Raw genomic sequence first — 16,396 nt, forward strand, 5'->3', positions numbered from 1 at the left:
AGAGTGGAAGAATTAGCCCATGGCTGAACACACGCAGGGTACAGACACGCCCACCACCGCCCCCATCAACGTTCCGGACAAGCCCGCCCTGGAGGGGCTGGAAGCCGCCCTCACCCGGCGCTGGCTTGACGAAGGGACCTACAAGTTCAACCGGGAGACCACCCGGGAACAGGTCTACTCGATCGATACTCCCCCGCCCACCGCGTCGGGGTCGCTGCACGTGGGGCACATGTTCTCCTACACCCAGACCGACGTCCTGGCCCGCTACCAGCGGATGACCGGCAAGAACGTCTTCTACCCGATGGGCTGGGACGACAACGGCCTGCCCACCGAGCGGCGGGTGCAGAACTACTACGGCGTGCGCTGCGATCCGGCCATCCCCTACGATGCCGCGTACCGGCCGCCGGCGGAGCCCGCCAAGAACCAGCGCGATTTCGACGTCGTCTCGCGCCGCAACTTCATCGAACTCTGCGAGGAACTCGCCGTCGAGGACGAAAAGGTCTTCGAGAACCTCTTCCAGACCCTCGGCCTGTCCGTCGACTGGGACCTGACCTACCGGACCATCGACGACAAGTCCCGGGCCATCTCACAGCGGGCCTTCCTGGCCAACCTGAACGCCGGCGACGCCTACATGGCGGAGGCCCCCACACTGTGGGACGTCACCTTCCGCACCGCGGTGGCCCAGGCCGAGTTGGAGGACCGCGAGGTCGCCGGCGCCTACTACCGCTACCCGTTCTTCACCGAGGACGGCGAAAAAATCTTCATCGAGACCACCCGCCCGGAACTGCTGGCCGCCTGCGCCGCCCTCGTGGCGAACCCCGACGATGAGCGCTACCAGCCGCTGTTCGGCAAGAAGGTCACCTCTCCGCTGTTCGGCGTCGAGGTGGAGGTCAAGGCCCACCCGCTCGCCAAGGCGGACAAGGGCTCCGGCATCGCCATGGTCTGTACCTTTGGCGACCTGACCGACGTGACCTGGTGGCGCGAGCTGCAGCTGCCCACCCGCGCGATCGTGGGCCGTGACGGCCGCATCATCGGCGAAACCCCGGAGTGGATCACCACCGAGGAAGGCCGCGCGGCGTTCGAGGCGATCGCGGGCAAGACCGTGTTCAGCGCCAAGGAAGGTGTGGTGGAACTGCTCGCCGCCGCGGAGTTGCTCGACGGCGAACCGAAAAAGATCATGCACCCGGTCAACTTCTTCGAAAAGGGCGACAAGCCCCTCGAAGTCGTCACGTCCCGCCAGTGGTACATCCGCAACGGCGGCCGCGACGAGGAACGCCGCGAACGCCTGATCGGCCGCGGCAACGAGATCGAGTTCCACCCGTCCTTTATGCGGTCCCGCTACGAGAACTGGATCACCGGCCTGAACGGCGACTGGCTGGTCTCCCGCCAGCGGTTCTTCGGCGTGCCGGTGCCGGTCTGGTACCCGCTCGATGCCGACGGCAACCCGGACTACGACGCGCCCATCCTGCCCGGCGACGAACAGCTTCCGGTGGATCCTGCCGCGGACGCGGCCCCCGGCTACGAGGAAGCCCAGCGCGACGTGCCGGGCGGCTTCACCGGCGACGCTGACGTCCTGGACACCTGGGCCACTTCGTCGCTGACCCCGCAGATCGTGGGCGGCTGGAGCACCGACGAGGCGCTGTTCGCCAAGGTCTTCCCGTTCGACGTGCGCCCCCAGGCCCACGACATCATCCGGACCTGGTTGTTCTCCACCGCCGTCCGCGCCGACGCCCTGCAGGACGTCGCACCGTGGAAGCACGCTGCCATCTCCGGCTGGATCCTGGACCCGGACCGCAAGAAGATGTCCAAGTCCAAGGGCAATGTGATCGTCCCGACCGACGTGCTCAACGAATACGGCTCGGACGCGGTCCGTTACTGGGCGGCCTCGGCCAAGCTCGGCGCGGACACCGCCTACGAGATCGCGCAGATGAAGATCGGCCGCCGCCTGGCGATCAAGCTGCTGAACGCCTCCAAGTTCGTGCTGAACCTGGGCGCCACCGAGGACTCGGTGGTCTCCTCCGATCTCTCCGTGCTCAGCAATCCCTTGGACCGCGCCGTGCTCGCGCAGCTCTCCGACGTCGTCAAGCAGGCCACCAAGGCGTTCGAAAACTACGACTACGCCCGGGCGCTGCAGATCACCGAGAGCTTCTTCTGGCACTTCACCGACGACTACGTGGAACTGATCAAGGACCGCGCTTACGGTGCCGCCGGCGAAGCCCAGCAGGCGTCTGTGCTGGCCGCGCTGGCGACCAGCCTGGACACCCTGCTGCGGCTCTTCGCCCCGTTCCTGCCGTTCGCCACGGAGGAAGTCTGGGGCTGGTGGCGGACCGGCTCGGTGCACCGCGCACAGTGGCCCGCCGCCGTCGAGATCGACGGCGACACCACCCTGCTCGCCACCGTGGGCGCGGCGCTGGGCGGTATCCGCAAGGCCAAGTCCGAAGCCAAGGTCAAGCAGCGCACCGAGGTGCTCTCCGCGACCATCACGGCCTCGGAGTCGCTGACAACGCAGCTGAAGGCCGGCCTGGGCGACCTCAAGGCCGCGGCCAACGCGCGTGAACTGGCGCTGGTGGCCGGCGAAGGCGAGCTGACCGTGAGCGACGTCGTCCTCGCCCCTGCTGAGGAGCCCGCCCAGGCGTAACTCCCCCGGCAAAGCGGGAACCATGAAGAGGGCCCTCCGCCCGGCCCAGGCCGGACGGAGGGCCCTCTTCCGTTTTGTGTCCTCCGGCTTAGATCCCGAAGGACGTCTCAAAGTGCGTCAGGACCGGCGGTGCGGCCAGGAGCTCCCCCAGCCCGCTCGCTCCGCCGCCTGCCCGCCACGCGCGGTAGGCCGAGTCGTGCTCCAGCGACGCCCATTGCTCCACCACCACGAGGTGCGCCGGATCGTTCTTGTCGACCAGGACGTCGACACCGAGGCAGCCATCGAACGCCCGCGTGTCGGAGAGAATATCGCGGAGCACGGCCGGCGCCGTGGGCAGGGCGTCGGTTTTGAGGGTCAGGTCGAGATGGGCTGTAACAGGCATGGCGCTCCAATGTTCGCGGGTGGTCGGGTTGCTCACTGGAAGCAACAGCGGCGCTTCCGGACTTGTTCCTTCGACGCCGCTCCGTCCCCTGCCATTGTTACGTAGCGGAGCCGCGCGACCGCCCTTCAGCTTCGCTGATGGCCCAGGCCGCGTTGACCAGGCCGATGTGGCTGAAAGCCTGCGGGAAGTTGCCCAGCAGTTCCCGGCTGTCCGGCGCTACTTCCTCTGCCATCAGCCCCAGGCTGGTGGCGAATCCGGCGGCCCGCTCGAAGACGGCCGTGGCCCGTTCCGTCAGTCCGGCCAGGGCGAGGGCGTGCGCGAGCCAGAAGGTGCAGAGCAGGAACGCGCCTTCCTCCCCCGGCAGACCGTCATGACCGTGATAGCGGTAGACCAGTCCGCGGCTGTCGGTAAGCCGCTGCTCGATCGCCTCGATCGTGGCGAGGAACCGCGGATCGCCGGCCGGCAGGAACCCCACAATCGCCAGCATCAGGGCGGAGGCGTCGAGTTGTTCGGCTCCGTACGCCTGGGTATAGGCCCCGGCCGCTTCATTCCAGCCGCTGGCGCGGATGGAGTCGGCGATCTGCTCCCGGGCGTCCGCCCAGCCGGGCACCCGGTCCTTGGCCCGCAGCACCCCGGCAAGGGTAATGGCGCGGTCCACCGCCACCCAGCACATCAGTTTGGAATACAGGTAGTGCCGTGGTTCACCGCGGACCTCCCAGATCCCTTGGTCGGGGTTCCGCCAGCGGGCCACGGCGGCGTCGGCCGCGTCGGCCAGGAACTGCAGGGTTTCCGGCGCCAGCTCCGCCAGGAATTCCGGCATGGTCGCAGCCGCGTCCAGCAGTTCGCCGTAAACATCGAGCTGCCGCTGGTTCCAGGCGCCGTTGCCGACCCGCACCGGCGAACTGGCCCGCCACCCGGGGAGATGTTCCAGCACCCGTTCAGGCAAGTCCCGTTCACCGCCGATCCCGTACATGATCTGCAGTTCCTCGCCGCCGGCCAGCTGGCGGGCTGCCGCGGTGGCGAGGAACTGGAAGAACTTCCCCGCCTCGTCGGGACAGGCCGCCACCCAGAGCGCCTGCAGCGTCATGCTGGCGTCCCGCACCCAGGTGTAGCGGTAGTCCCAGTTGCGGGTGCCGCCGGGAACTTCGGGCAGCGAGGTGGTCGGAGCAGCCACGATGGCGCCGGAAGGATAGTAGCTGAGGGCCTGCAGGACCCGGCCGCTGCCGGCCACCAGCTCCTGCCAGCGGCCGCGGTAGTTCTGGTGGATGCCGGACCAGCTCCTCCAGCCCTCGATGGTGTCGGCGAGCCGGCGCGCCGTCTCCTGCTGGCTCCACAACACCGGCTCCTGACCGGCGCCGCGCTGGCGGTGCAGGGCGAAACCGACAACGTCCCCGGCGGCCAGGCGCAGGACGGCGCGGGCGGTGCCGCCGTCGAGTTCGAAGGGCACCGGGGTGGACAAGGCGAGGTCCTCTGCTCCGGCGCGGACCAGGACGCCGCCGTCGACGTTTTGCAGAGTCGGGCAGATAAGGCCGTAGCCGGGCCGCGGCGCGAAACGTACCTCGACCTCCACGGTCCCCGCGGTGCAGGCGAGCTGGCGCAGCAACGTGCCGGGTGACACCTCGCCGAGGTCGTGGCCACGGCGCCCGGAGCCGAGGGCGAGGGCGTCGCTGACGGTGAGCTGTCCGTGGGTGGTGCTGTGCAGCGACTCCAGGACCATGGACGGGCCCACGTACCGCCGGGTGGTCGAGTGTGGGTCCGCGGGCCGGATAGACCAGAACCCGGCGTCCTCGCCCAGCAGCCGGCCGAAAACCGATGGGCTATCGAAGCGGGGGAAACAGAGCCAGTCAACGGACCCTGCGGCGCTGACCAGCGCGGCGGAGCAGCAGTCGGAGAGCAGCGCGTAGTCCGCGATGGGTTCGGTGCTCACGGCTCACCACCCTGGAGCGATTTCTGGCCTGCAGCCTTGTGGGGCTGCATAGTTTTTGGGCTGCAAAGTTCTTGGGTTGCATAGTTTTTGGGCAAAGGGGAAGCCCCATCAGCTTTTTGCGGTTGGTGGGGCTTCGACTTTTCGATTACCGCGTGACGTCTTGGGTAATCTGGCGGGATCCTTGGAATTTCAGGTCTTCCTACCTCGTCACTGGTAGCCATCATCTGACTTTGCCGAAGGCTGCGTCGGATGAGTGTCACTGAATCTTTGGTTCCTGCGTCCCGCTTCTTTCGAAGTGGGTAAGTTCCATTGTTCTCCCGCTGTTCCGGATGCACAAGGGCCCCGGCTGAACTACACGGCAGTAGTTCATCCGGGGCCCATAGCGGGGCCCAGCCTGGGCCCTTGGCGCGTCCGGCCGGGACCGGGGCCTAGCTGAAAACGGGGCTCTCGGTGCGGCTGCGCTTGAGTTCGAAGAAGTACGGGAAGGAGGCCAGGGCGACGCTGGCGTCCCACAGCTTCCCGGCGTCTTCGCCGCGGGGGATGCGGGTGAGGACGGGGCCGAAGAAGGCGGTGCCGTTGAAGGCGACCACCGGGGTTCCGACGTCTTGGCCGACCAGCGAGATGCCGGCGTCGTGGCTGGAGCGCAGCTGGGCGTCGAACTCATCGCTCTGGCCGGCGGCTGCGAGCTCTGCCGGCAGGCCCACCTCGGCCAGCGACTTCGCAATGACCTCGTCGATGTCCTTGTTGCCTTCGTTGTGGATCTTGGTGCCCATGGCGTCGTAGAGGGGCTTGATGTACTCGGCGCCGTGCTTCTCGGCGGCGGCCACGATCACCCGTACGGGTGCCCAGGCCTTGACCAGGAAATCCTTGTAGTCGGCCGGAAGCTCGTCGCGGCCCTCGTTCAGGACAGCCAGGCTCATCACGTGCCACTCGGTCTTAATGTCCCGGACGTCTTCCACCTCGGAGATCCAGCGCGAGGTCACCCAGGCGAAGGGGCACATGGGGTCGAACCAGAAGTCTGCTTTGTTCGTCGTCGTTTCGGGCACAGGGTTCTCCTTAAGGCGTGTTCGGGGAGTTTCCCCGCGGCTTCCCGGCGGCTGTGGCCACCGGAGCCATGGGGCATCATTTACGCACAGCGACGCGCCCGGCGGATTTATTCCGGCTGTTTCGCGCGGGCAGCGGCCCGAATCAGGCGGATTTACGCCGTTTCACGTCGTGGGCGATCATGGTGGGCGCCGCCTTCTTGGCGACGACGTCCTCGGTGATGACCACGCTGGCAACGTCGTCCCGGCTCGGCAGGTCGAACATCACCGGCAGCAGGACTTCCTCCATAATGGCGCGGAGGCCGCGGGCGCCGGTGCCGCGTTCGAGGGCCTGGTCAGCGATCAGATCCAGGGCCTCGTCCTCAAAGACCAGCTCGACGCCGTCGAGCTGGAACATCTTCTGGTACTGCTTTACCAGCGCGTTCTTGGGCGTGGACAGGATCTGGATCAGCGCCGGCCGGTCAAGGTTGGAGACGGTGGTGATGACCGGGAGCCGGCCGATGAATTCGGGGATGAGGCCGAACTTCAGCAGGTCCTCGGGCATGACCTCGCCGTAGGAATCCGCGTTGTTCTTGACCTCATTCAGCGGGGCGCCAAAGCCGATGCCCTTGCGGCCGGAGCGTGACCCGATGATCTCCTCGAGGCCGGCGAAGGCGCCGGCCACAATAAAGAGCACGTTGGTGGTGTCGATCTGGATGAATTCCTGATGCGGGTGCTTGCGTCCGCCCTGCGGCGGGACCGAGGCGACGGTGCCTTCGAGGATCTTCAGCAGTGCCTGCTGCACGCCTTCGCCCGACACGTCCCGGGTGATGGAGGGGTTCTCGCTCTTGCGCGAAATCTTGTCGATCTCGTCGATGTAGATGATGCCCTGTTCGGCCTTCTTGACGTCGTAGTCCGCGGCCTGGATCAGCTTGAGCAGGATGTTCTCGACGTCCTCGCCGACGTAGCCGGCTTCGGTCAGGGCGGTGGCGTCCGCGACGGCGAACGGGACGTTGAGGCGCCGGGCGAGGGTCTGTGCCAGGTAGGTCTTGCCGCAGCCGGTGGGGCCGATCAGCAGGATGTTGGACTTGGCGATCTCGACGTCGTCGTGGTGGCCGCCCTCGGCCAGCGTGCCGCTCTTGGGGGCGTGGCCGGCCTGGATCCGCTTGTAGTGGTTGTAGACGGCGACGGCGAGGGACCGCTTGGCGGGCTCCTGGCCGATCACGTATTCCTGCAGGAAGTCGAAGATTTCGCGGGGCTTGGGCAGCTCGAAGCTGCCCAGGTCAGCTACTTCGGCGAGTTCTTCTTCAATGATCTCGTTGCAGAGTTCAATGCACTCGTCGCAAATGTAGACGCCGGGCCCGGCAATGAGCTTGCGGACCTGCTTCTGGCTCTTTCCGCAGAAAGAACACTTCAGCAGATCGGTGCTCTCGCCAATCCGAGCCATATGTGAACCCCTTATTATCTTGCTGCCGGCTGGGTCGTGCTCCTGTGCAGCGCTGCACCCGTTACTGGAATCACGGACGGTCCTCGCGGGAGGTGAGCCGTGACAACTTCCACTCTAGGTCACTTTCGGCCTGATGGGTGGAAAGAAGACGCCGGTGCGGCCCATTTCCGCTGAGCCGCACCGGCGTCGTGTTTTAACCGTGGATCACGCTGCCCGGTCGTTACTTCGTGATCGCCTGCGGCTTGATCTTGCGGGAGTCAAGCACCTGGTCGATCAGGCCGTAGCTCATGGCCTCGGCGGCGGTGAGGATCTTGTCGCGTTCGATGTCGTTGTTGACCTGCTCCGAGGTACGGCCGGAGTGCTTGGCCAGCGTGTCCTCAAGCCAGGAGCGCATCCGCATGACCTCTGCGGCCTGGATCTCCAGGTCGGAGGCCTGGCCGCCCTGGCCGCCGGAGAGGGCGGGCTGGTGGATCAGGACGCGTGCGTTCGGCAGGGCCAGGCGCTTGCCCGGGGTGCCGGCGGCAAGCAGCACGGCGGCTGCGCTGGCGGCCTGGCCGAGGCAGACCGTCTGGATCTCCGGGCGGATGTACTGCATCGTGTCGTAGATCGCCGTCATGGCGGTGAAAGAGCCGCCCGGAGAGTTGATGTAGAGCGTGATGTCCCGGTCCGGGTCGGTGGACTCGAGCACCAGCAGCTGGGCCATCACGTCATCGGCGGAGGCGTCGTCGACCTGGACGCCCAGGAAGATGATGCGGTCCTCGAACAGTTTGGTGTAAGGGTCCTGGCGCTTGAAGCCGTAGGGGGTGCGCTCTTCAAACTGCGGCAGCACGTAGCGGCTGCTCGGCAGGTTACCGGCAGTCGATCCGAAGTTGTAGTTCATGTTCTTTGCTCCTGAAGTCGGTTCTGTCTGCGTGCCGGTTAGTTTTCGGTGCCGGCGTCGGCGTTGGTCCCGCCGCCGCCTGCCACGGACCCGGCGTGCGCCGCGATCTTGTCGAAGAAGCCGTATTCCAGGGCTTCGGGCGCCGTGAACCACTTGTCGCGGTCGTTGTCCTTGAGGATGGTCTCCACGGTCTGTCCGGTCTGGTCTGCCGTCAGTTCGGCCATGACCTTCTTCATGTGCAGGATCAGCTCGGCCTGGATCTTGATGTCCGAGGCGGTGCCGCCGATGCCGCCGGAGGGCTGGTGCATCAGGATGCGGGCGTTCGGGGTGGCGTAGCGCTTGCCCTTGGTGCCAGAGGAGAGCAGGAACTGGCCCATCGAGGCAGCCAGCCCGGTGGCCACGGTGACGACGTCGTTCGGGATGAACTGCATCGTGTCGTAGATGGCCATGCCGGCGGTGACGGAGCCGCCAGGCGAGTTGATGTACAGGTAGATGTCCTTCTCGGGGTTCTCGGCCGAGAGCAGCAGCAGCTGCGAGCAGATCGCGTTGGCGTTCTCGTCACGGACCTCGGAGCCGAGCCAGATGATGCGCTCTTTCAGCAGGCGGTTGTAAATGTAGTTATCCTGGGCTGCCGGATCGACGGTAGCCATCCGGGGTGCCCCTGCTTGCTGTGACATGTGTACTTACCTCTCGCTGGCGACGGTGACGCCACTGGACGGCATCACTGAACTTTCCTACATGGACACTAACGGTTTTCCCGCCTCCTTTGTGCTCAGGCACAGGGCTGTTCGCTGACGGCGCACGTTTGCCCGGGAGCGTTCATCGCAGGCTTAAAAAGCCGCACCCCCGGATCGGTGATCCGGGGGTGCGGGCAGGAACTGCGGGGACCGCGGGTGCTAGAACTTCACGGCCGCGGGGTCGTCATTCTTCGGCGCTTCGGTGGCTGCAGCGTCATCGGAGGACTCGGCTGCTTCCTCGGATGCCTCGGCGGACTCGGCTTCGAAGGAGGCCTCTTCGCCGCCGGGGCGGACGAAGTCGCTGAGGTCAATCTTGTTGCCCTCGGTGTCGGTGACCTCGGCCTGGCCCAGGACCACGGCGAGTGCCTTGCGGCGGCGGACCTCGGAAACCATCATGGGGACCTGGCCGCTCTGATCGATGATCTGGGCGAACTGGTTCGGGTCCATGCCGTACTGGCTGGCGGTGGTCACGATGTAGTCGATCAGCTCGTTCTGAGTGACGTTGACTTCTTCCTTTTCGGCGATCGCGTCAAGGATGACCTCGTTCTGGAAGGCCCGTTCGGTGTTGGCCTTGACCTCGGCGCGGTGCTCCTCGGTGTCGTGCTCGCCTTCACCGTGGGAGTTCTCGGCGCTGAAGTGCTGCTCAAGCTGCTCTTCGACGACGGATTCGGGAACCGGAACCTCAACGAGCTCGACGAGCTTGTCCAGGACCTTGTCGCGGGCCTCGACACCCTGCTCGACGGTCTTGGAGTCGGCGGCCTGCTTGGCCAGGTCCTCACGGAGCTCGGCCAGGGTGTCGAACTCGGAGGCCAGCTGGGCGAAGTCGTCGTTGGCCTCGGGGAGCTCGCGCTCCTTGACGGCCTTGACAACGACCTTGACCTGCGCGGACTCGCCGGCGTGGTCGCCGCCCACGAGGGTGGTGTCGAAGATGGCGTCCTCATCGGCGCTGAGGCCGGTGACGGCTTCGTCCAGGCCTTCGAGCATGGTGCCGGCGCCTACCTGGTAGGACAGGCCGGACGCGGAATCAACCTCGGCGCCGTCGATCGTGGCGGTGATGTCGATGGTGAGGAAATCACCGTCGGCGGCGGGGCGGTCCACGGACTTGAGCGTGCCGAAGCGGCCGCGCAGCTCGTCGAGGGCCTTGTCGACGTCGGCGTCCGAGGACTCGGCAGCGGCAACCTCAACCTTGATACCGGAGTAGTCCGGGAGCTCGATCTCGGGGCGGATGTCGACCTCGGCGTGGAACTTCAGTTCACCGTCGGTGGCGGACGGGTCCGGCACCTCGGTGATTTCAACCTCGGGACGGCTCAGCGGGCGGATGCCGGTTTCCTGCACGGCCGCCTGGTACCAGCCGTTGAGGCCTTCGTTGATGGCCGTTTCCAGGACGTAGCCGCGGCCGACGCGCTGGTCAATGAGCTTGGAGGGGACTTTGCCCTTGCGGAACCCGGGAACCTGGATCTGCGAAGCAACAGTCTTGTATGCCTCTGCGATGCTGGGCTTCAATTCCTCAAAGGGGACCTCAACATTGAGCTTTACCCGCGTGGGGGTGAGGTTCTCGACAGCGCTCTTCACAGTCTAAGTACTCCTGGTTTTGGGGGATGGGGTTCTGCAACGCCACTTATCTGGCAGTTGCTGCAGAGTCGGGGTGACAGGATTTGAACCTGCGACTTCCTGCTCCCAAAGCAGGCGCTCTAGCCAAGCTGAGCTACACCCCGTAAGTGCACAGAACAGTCTACGGTCATACTGTGCTGATTTGCACATTTGACACTGGGGGCCTGAATTGGGTTTAGTTGTATCCGGCTTCAACAGCCGCCCGGAAGTTTTGCCGAAGTTCCAGCAAATTCCCGGGGACGTAGCTTAATGGTAAAGCCTCAGTCTTCCAAACTGATTACGCGGGTTCGATTCCCGTCGTCCCCTCCGAAATATGACGAAGACGAGCCCCTCTCCGGAGGGGCTTTTTTCGTGCCCACCCCCCATCGGCTGCTCCGTAACTGCCCTTATGGCAGGTCAAAAGGGCGGTTATGGAGCAATCGACACCGGGACCCGGCGCATCGGTCCGCTCAGGAGGCCTGGCAGGCCGGGCACCAGTAGAGCTTGCGGGCCGCGTGCTCGGTCAGTGCCACCGCCGCGCCGCAGTCGCGGCAGTCCAGGCCCTGCCGCCGGTAAACGAATTGCGCCTCCTCCGGGGCCGGCAACCTGCCGCTGTGCCCCGCCCCGCCCCTGCGCCCGAGTTCTCCGTCACCGTGCCCCGTCCCGTCACCGGGCCCGGTCCAGTAGCGCGGCGGCGTGGTGATGATCCGGCCGTCGCGGACGCCGTCGGACATCATCGCGACGGTGTCGTCCCAGAGCTGCCCGGCGGCTTCCGCCGGCAGTGCCGTTCCGGGCAGCCACGGGTCCAGCCGTTGCCGGAACAGCAGTTCGGCCCGGTAGACATTCCCGACGCCGGCAATCACCTTCTGGTCCATCAGCAGCGTGGCCAGCGGGGTGCGCTTTTTCGCCAGCCCGGCGATGAAGGCGTCCCGGTCGCCGGGGAGGTTGCGCAGCGGGTCCGGGCCCAGCCGGGCCATTACCGCGTCGACCTCGACGCCGGTCAGCGTCTCGCAGGTGGTGGCCCCGCGCAGGTCGGCCCAGCCGTGGCCGCTGGCCAGCCGCACCCGGACGGCACCGACCGGGGCGGGCGGACCCGCGTACACGGGGTCCGGGCCGTCGCTGTGGACTTCCCGCTCCCCGATCTTCCGGGGCGCGCCGATGCTGGAGGCCCCGCGGAAGTCTGCGTCCCCGCCGAAGTCCCACGCACCGTACAGCCCCAGGTGCACATGCAGGACCAGTCCATGCTCGAAGCCGAGGAACAGGTGCTTCCCGTGCGCCACGGACCCGGTGAGGACGTGGCCGTCCAGCAGCGCCGCCCCCGGTTCGAAGCGTCCCTGCGGGCTGGACACGGCGAGCCGCTCCCCCGCGAAGACGTCGGCAAACTGGCGGGCCAGCCGGTGGACCGAATGCCCTTCCGGCACTACTCGACGACCTCGCCGGTGGCCTCGTAGGTGGCGATCTTGCCGATCCGGCGGATGTGCCGCTCGTCGTTGCTGAAGGGCTCGGTGAGGAAGGCCTCGATGATCGCGGTGGCCTCATCGACGCTGTGCTGGCGGCCGCCGACCGCCACCACGTTGGCGTCGTTGTGCTCCCGGGCCAGTTTGGCGGTGGACAGGTTCCAGGCCAGGGCGGCACGCACCCCCTTGACCTTGTTGGCCGCGATCTGCTCGCCGTTGCCGGAGCCGCCCAGGACGATGCCCAGCGCGGGGGTGCCGGCCTCCTGGTCGGCCACGACGGCGCGGGCCGCGTTGATGCAGAAGGAGGGGTAGTCATCCAGCGCGTCGTAGACCTTGGGACCATGGTCCACGACGTCGTAGCCCTTCGCGCTGAGGTGGCCCACCAGGTGGGCGCTGAGCTCCATGCCGGCGTGGTCGGTGGCGATGTGAACGCGCGGGAAATCCGGGGCAGTGGTCACGGCGTATCCGTTCTTTGGGGCGCCGGCGGACTCTCGGCGCTGCTGATCAGGGCTCTCCCCAGCCTACTAGGGCTAGGCCGCCGGCGCCCCGCCGTTGCGGCGCGCCCGGGCCGCCACGCGGGAGAGCACCTGCGCCACATTGTCCGCCGTCGTGGCGCTGCCGCCGCTTACCGCCAGCCGGCGGCCGTCGGAACGGTCGACGACGACGGCAGGACCGCTGCTGACCAGCATCGCCGTCGTGCTGCCATGGCTGCGGTAGCCCCAGCCGCCGTAGTCGGCGGCCCTGACGTCTTTCGGCGTCGCCGAGTCGATGGCCGCCGCGGGAACATCCATGACCCGGACGAACCCGGCCGCGAACACCCGCAGGCCGCTCCGGTCCACCCGGATGCGGGCGAAGAGGAACACGGCCGCCAGCAGCGCGACCGCCACCAGCAGCGCGGCCAGCCACGGCACGGCGACGGTGAGCAGGGCCGCGGGAAACAGCGTGGCAATCCCCAACATGACAAAGACCGAGCTGCGGGCGTGGACCCAGAGGCTGACCGAATCGCCGGCCAGTTCGGGGTCCAGCTCCCGTTCGAGCGCCGCCTGCACGGCCCGCTCGTCGTCTGTGGACCACCGCTCGTCCGCCTTGAACACGAATCCCATCACCACCCCGAGCCCCAGCGCCGCCCCGCTGCCCATGGCCAGGACGGCCACGTCCACGCGGGACTCCCGGGCGTCGGCCAGGCCGAGCTGGCCCACCAGCACAGCGGCGAGGACGGTGGTGACGAAAAGGCTCACGGCCAGCCCGGCGCCCATCATGAACCGGCGCATCATGGCCGGCCGCGACAGCGGCGCCGCCTGGAGCAGGACCGCCCAGCCGACCAGCACGATCAGGGTCCCGCCAACCCCCACCACGGCCCCGAAGGGCGCAAAGTCAGCGGCGCCGGCATCGGTCCAGCGCACGGCCAGCGGCTCGGGCAGGTCGGCGCGGATCAGCAGCGCGCAAACCACGAAGGCGGCGGCCAGCATCAGCGGGAAGCCTACGGCGAAGCGCAGGGCCCTGGCGTCAACGGAATCCCGGATCTTTCCCATAGCTCCAACGCTACCCCTGCCGGAGCCGCCCGGAGCGGGTCCGCTGTGACGTGGACAACTTGCCAAGCCGCCGCAACGTGAAAGAATAATTTCACAGTATCGTTTCCATCGTTCCCACCACTCCTGGAGGCACCTCTTGCCCGGTATGAACCTCACCCGCGCCGAAGCCCGCGAGCGCGCCGAACTGATCGCCGTCGACTCCTACGAAGTCAGCCTCGACCTGACCCGGGGCGAGAAGGTCTTCGGCTCCACCACCGCTGTGAAGTTCACGGCCAAGCCCGGGTCCTCGACCTTCATCGATGCCGTCACCCACGCGGTGCACAGCGTCACGCTCAATGGCCGCGAGCTGGATCCCGCGGAGGTCTCCGATGGCATCCGGATCCAGCTGCCGGACCTGGCCGCGGAGAACGAACTGCTGGTGGTCGCGGACGCGCCCTACATGAACACCGGCGAGGGCCTGCACCGCTTCGTGGACCCGGTGGACAACGAGGTCTACCTGTACTCCCAGTTCGAGGTTCCCGATTCCCGGCGCATGTTCGCCGTCTTCGAGCAGCCCGACCTCAAGGCCAGCTTCAGCTTCACGGTCACCGCGCCCTCGCACTGGGACGTCGTCTCCAACTCCCCCACCCCGGTGCCGGTGGAAACCATTCCCGGCGAGGACGGCGGCGCCCGCTCCGTCTGGGAATTCGCCCCCACCCCGCGGCTCTCCTCCTACGTCACCGCGCTGATCGCCGGGCCGTACCAGTCGGTCCGCAGCGAGGTGAAGTCCGCGGACGGTAAAGTCACCCCGCTGGGCGTCTTTGCCCGCAAGTCGCTGATGCAGTATCTCGACGCGGACAACATATTCGACCTCACCCGTCAGGGCTTCGAGTTCTTCGAGGCACAGTTCGGCTGCCCGTACCCGTTCGAGAAGTACGACCAGCTCTTCGTGCCGGAGTTCAACGCCGGGGCCATGGAGAACGCCGGCGCCGTCACCATCCTGGAGGGCTACGTCTTCCGCAGCAAGGTCACCGACGCCCAGGTGGAACGCCGCGCCATCACCGTGCTGCACGAGCTGGCCCACATGTGGTTCGGCGACCTTGTGACCATGCGCTGGTGGAACGACCTCTGGCTCAACGAGTCCTTCGCCGAGTACATGTCCCACCTCGCCGCCGTCGAGAACACCAAGTTTGACCATGCCTGGACCACCTTCGCCTCGGTGGAGAAGTCCTGGGCCTACCGCCAGGACCAGCTGCCCACCACGCACCCGATCTTCGCCGAGATCAACGACCTGCAGGACGTCGAGGTGAACTTCGACGGCATCACCTACGCCAAGGGCGCCTCGGTGCTGCGGCAGCTGGTGGCCTGGGTGGGTCCGGAAGAATTCATGGCCGGCGTCCGCGAATACTTCCGCAAGCACTCCTGGCAGAACACCGAGCTCAGCGATCTGATGGTCGAGCTGGAAAAGGCCAGCGGCCGCGACCTGGACCATTGGGGCCGGCTCTGGCTCGAGACCGCCGGTGTGAACACGCTCAAGCCCGAACTGTCCGTCGGTGAGGACGGGAACATTTCCTCCTTCGCCATCCTGCAGTCCGCCACCGAGGCCCAGCCGACCATCCGCCCGCACCGGCTCGCCGTCGGCTTCTACAACCTGGACGGCGCCGGGAAGCTGGAGCGCGTGCACCGCGAGGAGCTCGACGTCGACGGCGAGCGCACCGAGGTTCCGGCCCTGGCGGGCCTGGCGCAGCCGGACCTGATCCTGCTCAACGACGACGACCTCGCCTACGCCAAGGTCCGGCTGGACCCGAAGTCGCTCGCCACCGCCACGGCGCACCTGAAGGACTTCGGCCAGAGCCTGCCCCGCACCCTGGTCTGGGGCTCGGCCTGGGACGCGGCCCGCGACGGCGAAACCCCGGCCCGCGGCTACGTGGAACTGATCCTGGCCAACATCGCCGAGGAATCCGACTCCTCCGTGATCCTGGTCCAGCTCCGCCAGCTCGCCACCACGCTGAACTTCTACGTTGCGGCGGAGCACAAGGACGCCACCGCGACCGCCGCCGCCGACCGGCTCTGGGAGCTCGCCTCCCGCGTCCCGGCCGGCTCCGACGCGCAGCTGCAGTTCGTGAAGTCCTACGCGCTGCTGGCCCGCAGCGCCGGGCAGCTGGACACCGTGGCGGCCCTGCTGGACGGCTCGCAGGAGCTGGCCGGCCTCACCGTGGACCAGGACCTGCGCTGGGAGCTGATCGCGTCCCTCGTCGTCGGCGGCCGCGCCGGGCAGGAGCAGATCGACGCCGAGCTGGAGCACGACAACACCGCCACCGGACAGAACGCGGCGGCCCTGGCCAAGGCAGCCATCCCCACCGCCGAGGCCAAGGCCGCGGCCTGGGAGTCGATCGTGGTCAAGGGCGAGCTGTCCAACGCCCTGCAGGGTTCGGCGGTTGCCGGCTTCACCCGGGTGCTGGACACGTCCTTGCTGGAGCCCTACGCCGAGCAGTACTTCGCGGCCGTCCCGGGCATCGTCAAGGACCGCACGCACGCGCTGGCCCAGCAGATCGTCGTCGGGCTCTACCCGGCGCAGCTGACCACGCAGGCCACGGTGGACCGCACGGACGAGTTCCTGGCGTCGCTGCCGGAAGACAGCGCGGCGCTGCGCCGGATGATGCTGGAAAACCGCGACGGCGTCGCCCGCGCCCTGCGTGCCCGCGCGGCGGACGTCTAGGCGCGCGTCGTTGTTCTAGACCCCCTCGACCCAGGACCCCGGCACCGCATGGCGGCGCCGGGGTCCTGGCGTTTTGGCGCCGCTAG

Annotated in this window: 12 protein-coding genes and 2 tRNA genes; 3 read left to right on the forward strand and 11 right to left on the reverse strand. The window is 67.3% G+C overall.

Translation table 11 applies throughout. From position 1 onward, the window contains the following. Nucleotides 1-19: 19 nt before the first annotated feature. Nucleotides 20-2,638: a valine--tRNA ligase gene (gene valS / locus AC1MBE_RS02400; protein ID WP_479780607.1), complete on the forward strand. Its 2,619-nt coding sequence runs from the start codon at nt 20-22 to the stop codon at nt 2,636-2,638. A gap of 88 nt (nt 2,639-2,726) precedes the next feature. Here the strand turns inward: valS and AC1MBE_RS02405 are convergent, their stop codons facing one another. From AC1MBE_RS02405 to AC1MBE_RS02440, 8 genes are all read right to left on the reverse strand, one after another. Next, a complete protein-coding gene (locus tag AC1MBE_RS02405; RefSeq protein ID WP_479780608.1) occupies nt 2,727-3,020 on the reverse strand; it encodes a putative quinol monooxygenase in 294 nt (97 codons plus the stop codon). Between the two features lie 97 nt (nt 3,021-3,117). Next, the gene (locus tag AC1MBE_RS02410) at nt 3,118-4,947 is read right to left on the reverse strand and encodes a glycoside hydrolase family 15 protein (RefSeq protein WP_479780610.1); all 1,830 of its coding nucleotides are present in this window, start codon (nt 4,945-4,947) and stop codon (nt 3,118-3,120) included. Between the two features lie 428 nt (nt 4,948-5,375). After that, nucleotides 5,376-5,993 (reverse strand): mycothiol-dependent nitroreductase Rv2466c family protein, encoded by a 618-nt coding sequence (locus AC1MBE_RS02415; protein ID WP_479780612.1) that lies wholly within the window; start codon nt 5,991-5,993, stop codon nt 5,376-5,378. Between the two features lie 142 nt (nt 5,994-6,135). Continuing rightward, complete coding sequence (gene clpX / locus AC1MBE_RS02420) at nt 6,136-7,416, reverse strand: ATP-dependent Clp protease ATP-binding subunit ClpX (RefSeq protein ID WP_346960900.1); 1,281 nt, start codon at nt 7,414-7,416, stop codon at nt 6,136-6,138. A gap of 220 nt (nt 7,417-7,636) precedes the next feature. Beyond that, nucleotides 7,637-8,296 (reverse strand): ATP-dependent Clp protease proteolytic subunit, encoded by a 660-nt coding sequence (locus AC1MBE_RS02425; protein ID WP_146338590.1) that lies wholly within the window; start codon nt 8,294-8,296, stop codon nt 7,637-7,639. Nucleotides 8,297-8,334: 38 nt separating this feature from the next. Next, the gene (locus AC1MBE_RS02430) at nt 8,335-8,946 is read right to left on the reverse strand and encodes an ATP-dependent Clp protease proteolytic subunit (RefSeq protein ID WP_479782437.1); all 612 of its coding nucleotides are present in this window, start codon (nt 8,944-8,946) and stop codon (nt 8,335-8,337) included. A 246-nt stretch (nt 8,947-9,192) separates the two neighbouring features. Further along, nucleotides 9,193-10,605 (reverse strand): trigger factor, encoded by a 1,413-nt coding sequence (tig, locus tag AC1MBE_RS02435; protein ID WP_479780613.1) that lies wholly within the window; start codon nt 10,603-10,605, stop codon nt 9,193-9,195. A 68-nt stretch (nt 10,606-10,673) separates the two neighbouring features. After that, nucleotides 10,674-10,748, reverse strand: a tRNA-Pro gene (locus tag AC1MBE_RS02440). A gap of 131 nt (nt 10,749-10,879) precedes the next feature. Between AC1MBE_RS02440 and AC1MBE_RS02445 the strand changes: the two genes are divergently transcribed. Beyond that, a tRNA-Gly gene (locus AC1MBE_RS02445) sits at nt 10,880-10,950 on the forward strand. A gap of 143 nt (nt 10,951-11,093) precedes the next feature. Here AC1MBE_RS02445 and AC1MBE_RS02450 read toward each other — a convergent pair. The 3 genes from AC1MBE_RS02450 to AC1MBE_RS02460 form a co-directional block, all read right to left on the reverse strand. Continuing rightward, nucleotides 11,094-12,044, reverse strand: a complete 951-nt coding sequence (locus AC1MBE_RS02450; protein ID WP_479780615.1) for an Fpg/Nei family DNA glycosylase — start codon at nt 12,042-12,044, stop codon at nt 11,094-11,096. After that, entirely contained in the window at nt 12,044-12,538 is a 495-nt protein-coding gene (locus tag AC1MBE_RS02455) for a ribose-5-phosphate isomerase (RefSeq protein ID WP_479780617.1), read from the reverse strand. The genes AC1MBE_RS02450 and AC1MBE_RS02455 overlap by 1 nt, the downstream gene beginning before the upstream one ends. 72 nt (nt 12,539-12,610) lie before the next feature. Continuing rightward, a complete protein-coding gene (locus AC1MBE_RS02460) occupies nt 12,611-13,612 on the reverse strand; it encodes a hypothetical protein (RefSeq protein ID WP_479780619.1) in 1,002 nt (333 codons plus the stop codon). Nucleotides 13,613-13,757: 145 nt separating this feature from the next. Here AC1MBE_RS02460 and pepN point away from each other — a divergent pair, with 145 nt between their 5' ends. Next, nucleotides 13,758-16,310, forward strand: a complete 2,553-nt coding sequence (pepN, locus tag AC1MBE_RS02465) for an aminopeptidase N (RefSeq protein ID WP_479780620.1) — start codon at nt 13,758-13,760, stop codon at nt 16,308-16,310. Nucleotides 16,311-16,396 lie beyond the last annotated feature (86 nt).

This window comes from Arthrobacter sp. BG5 (assembly GCF_056680155.1).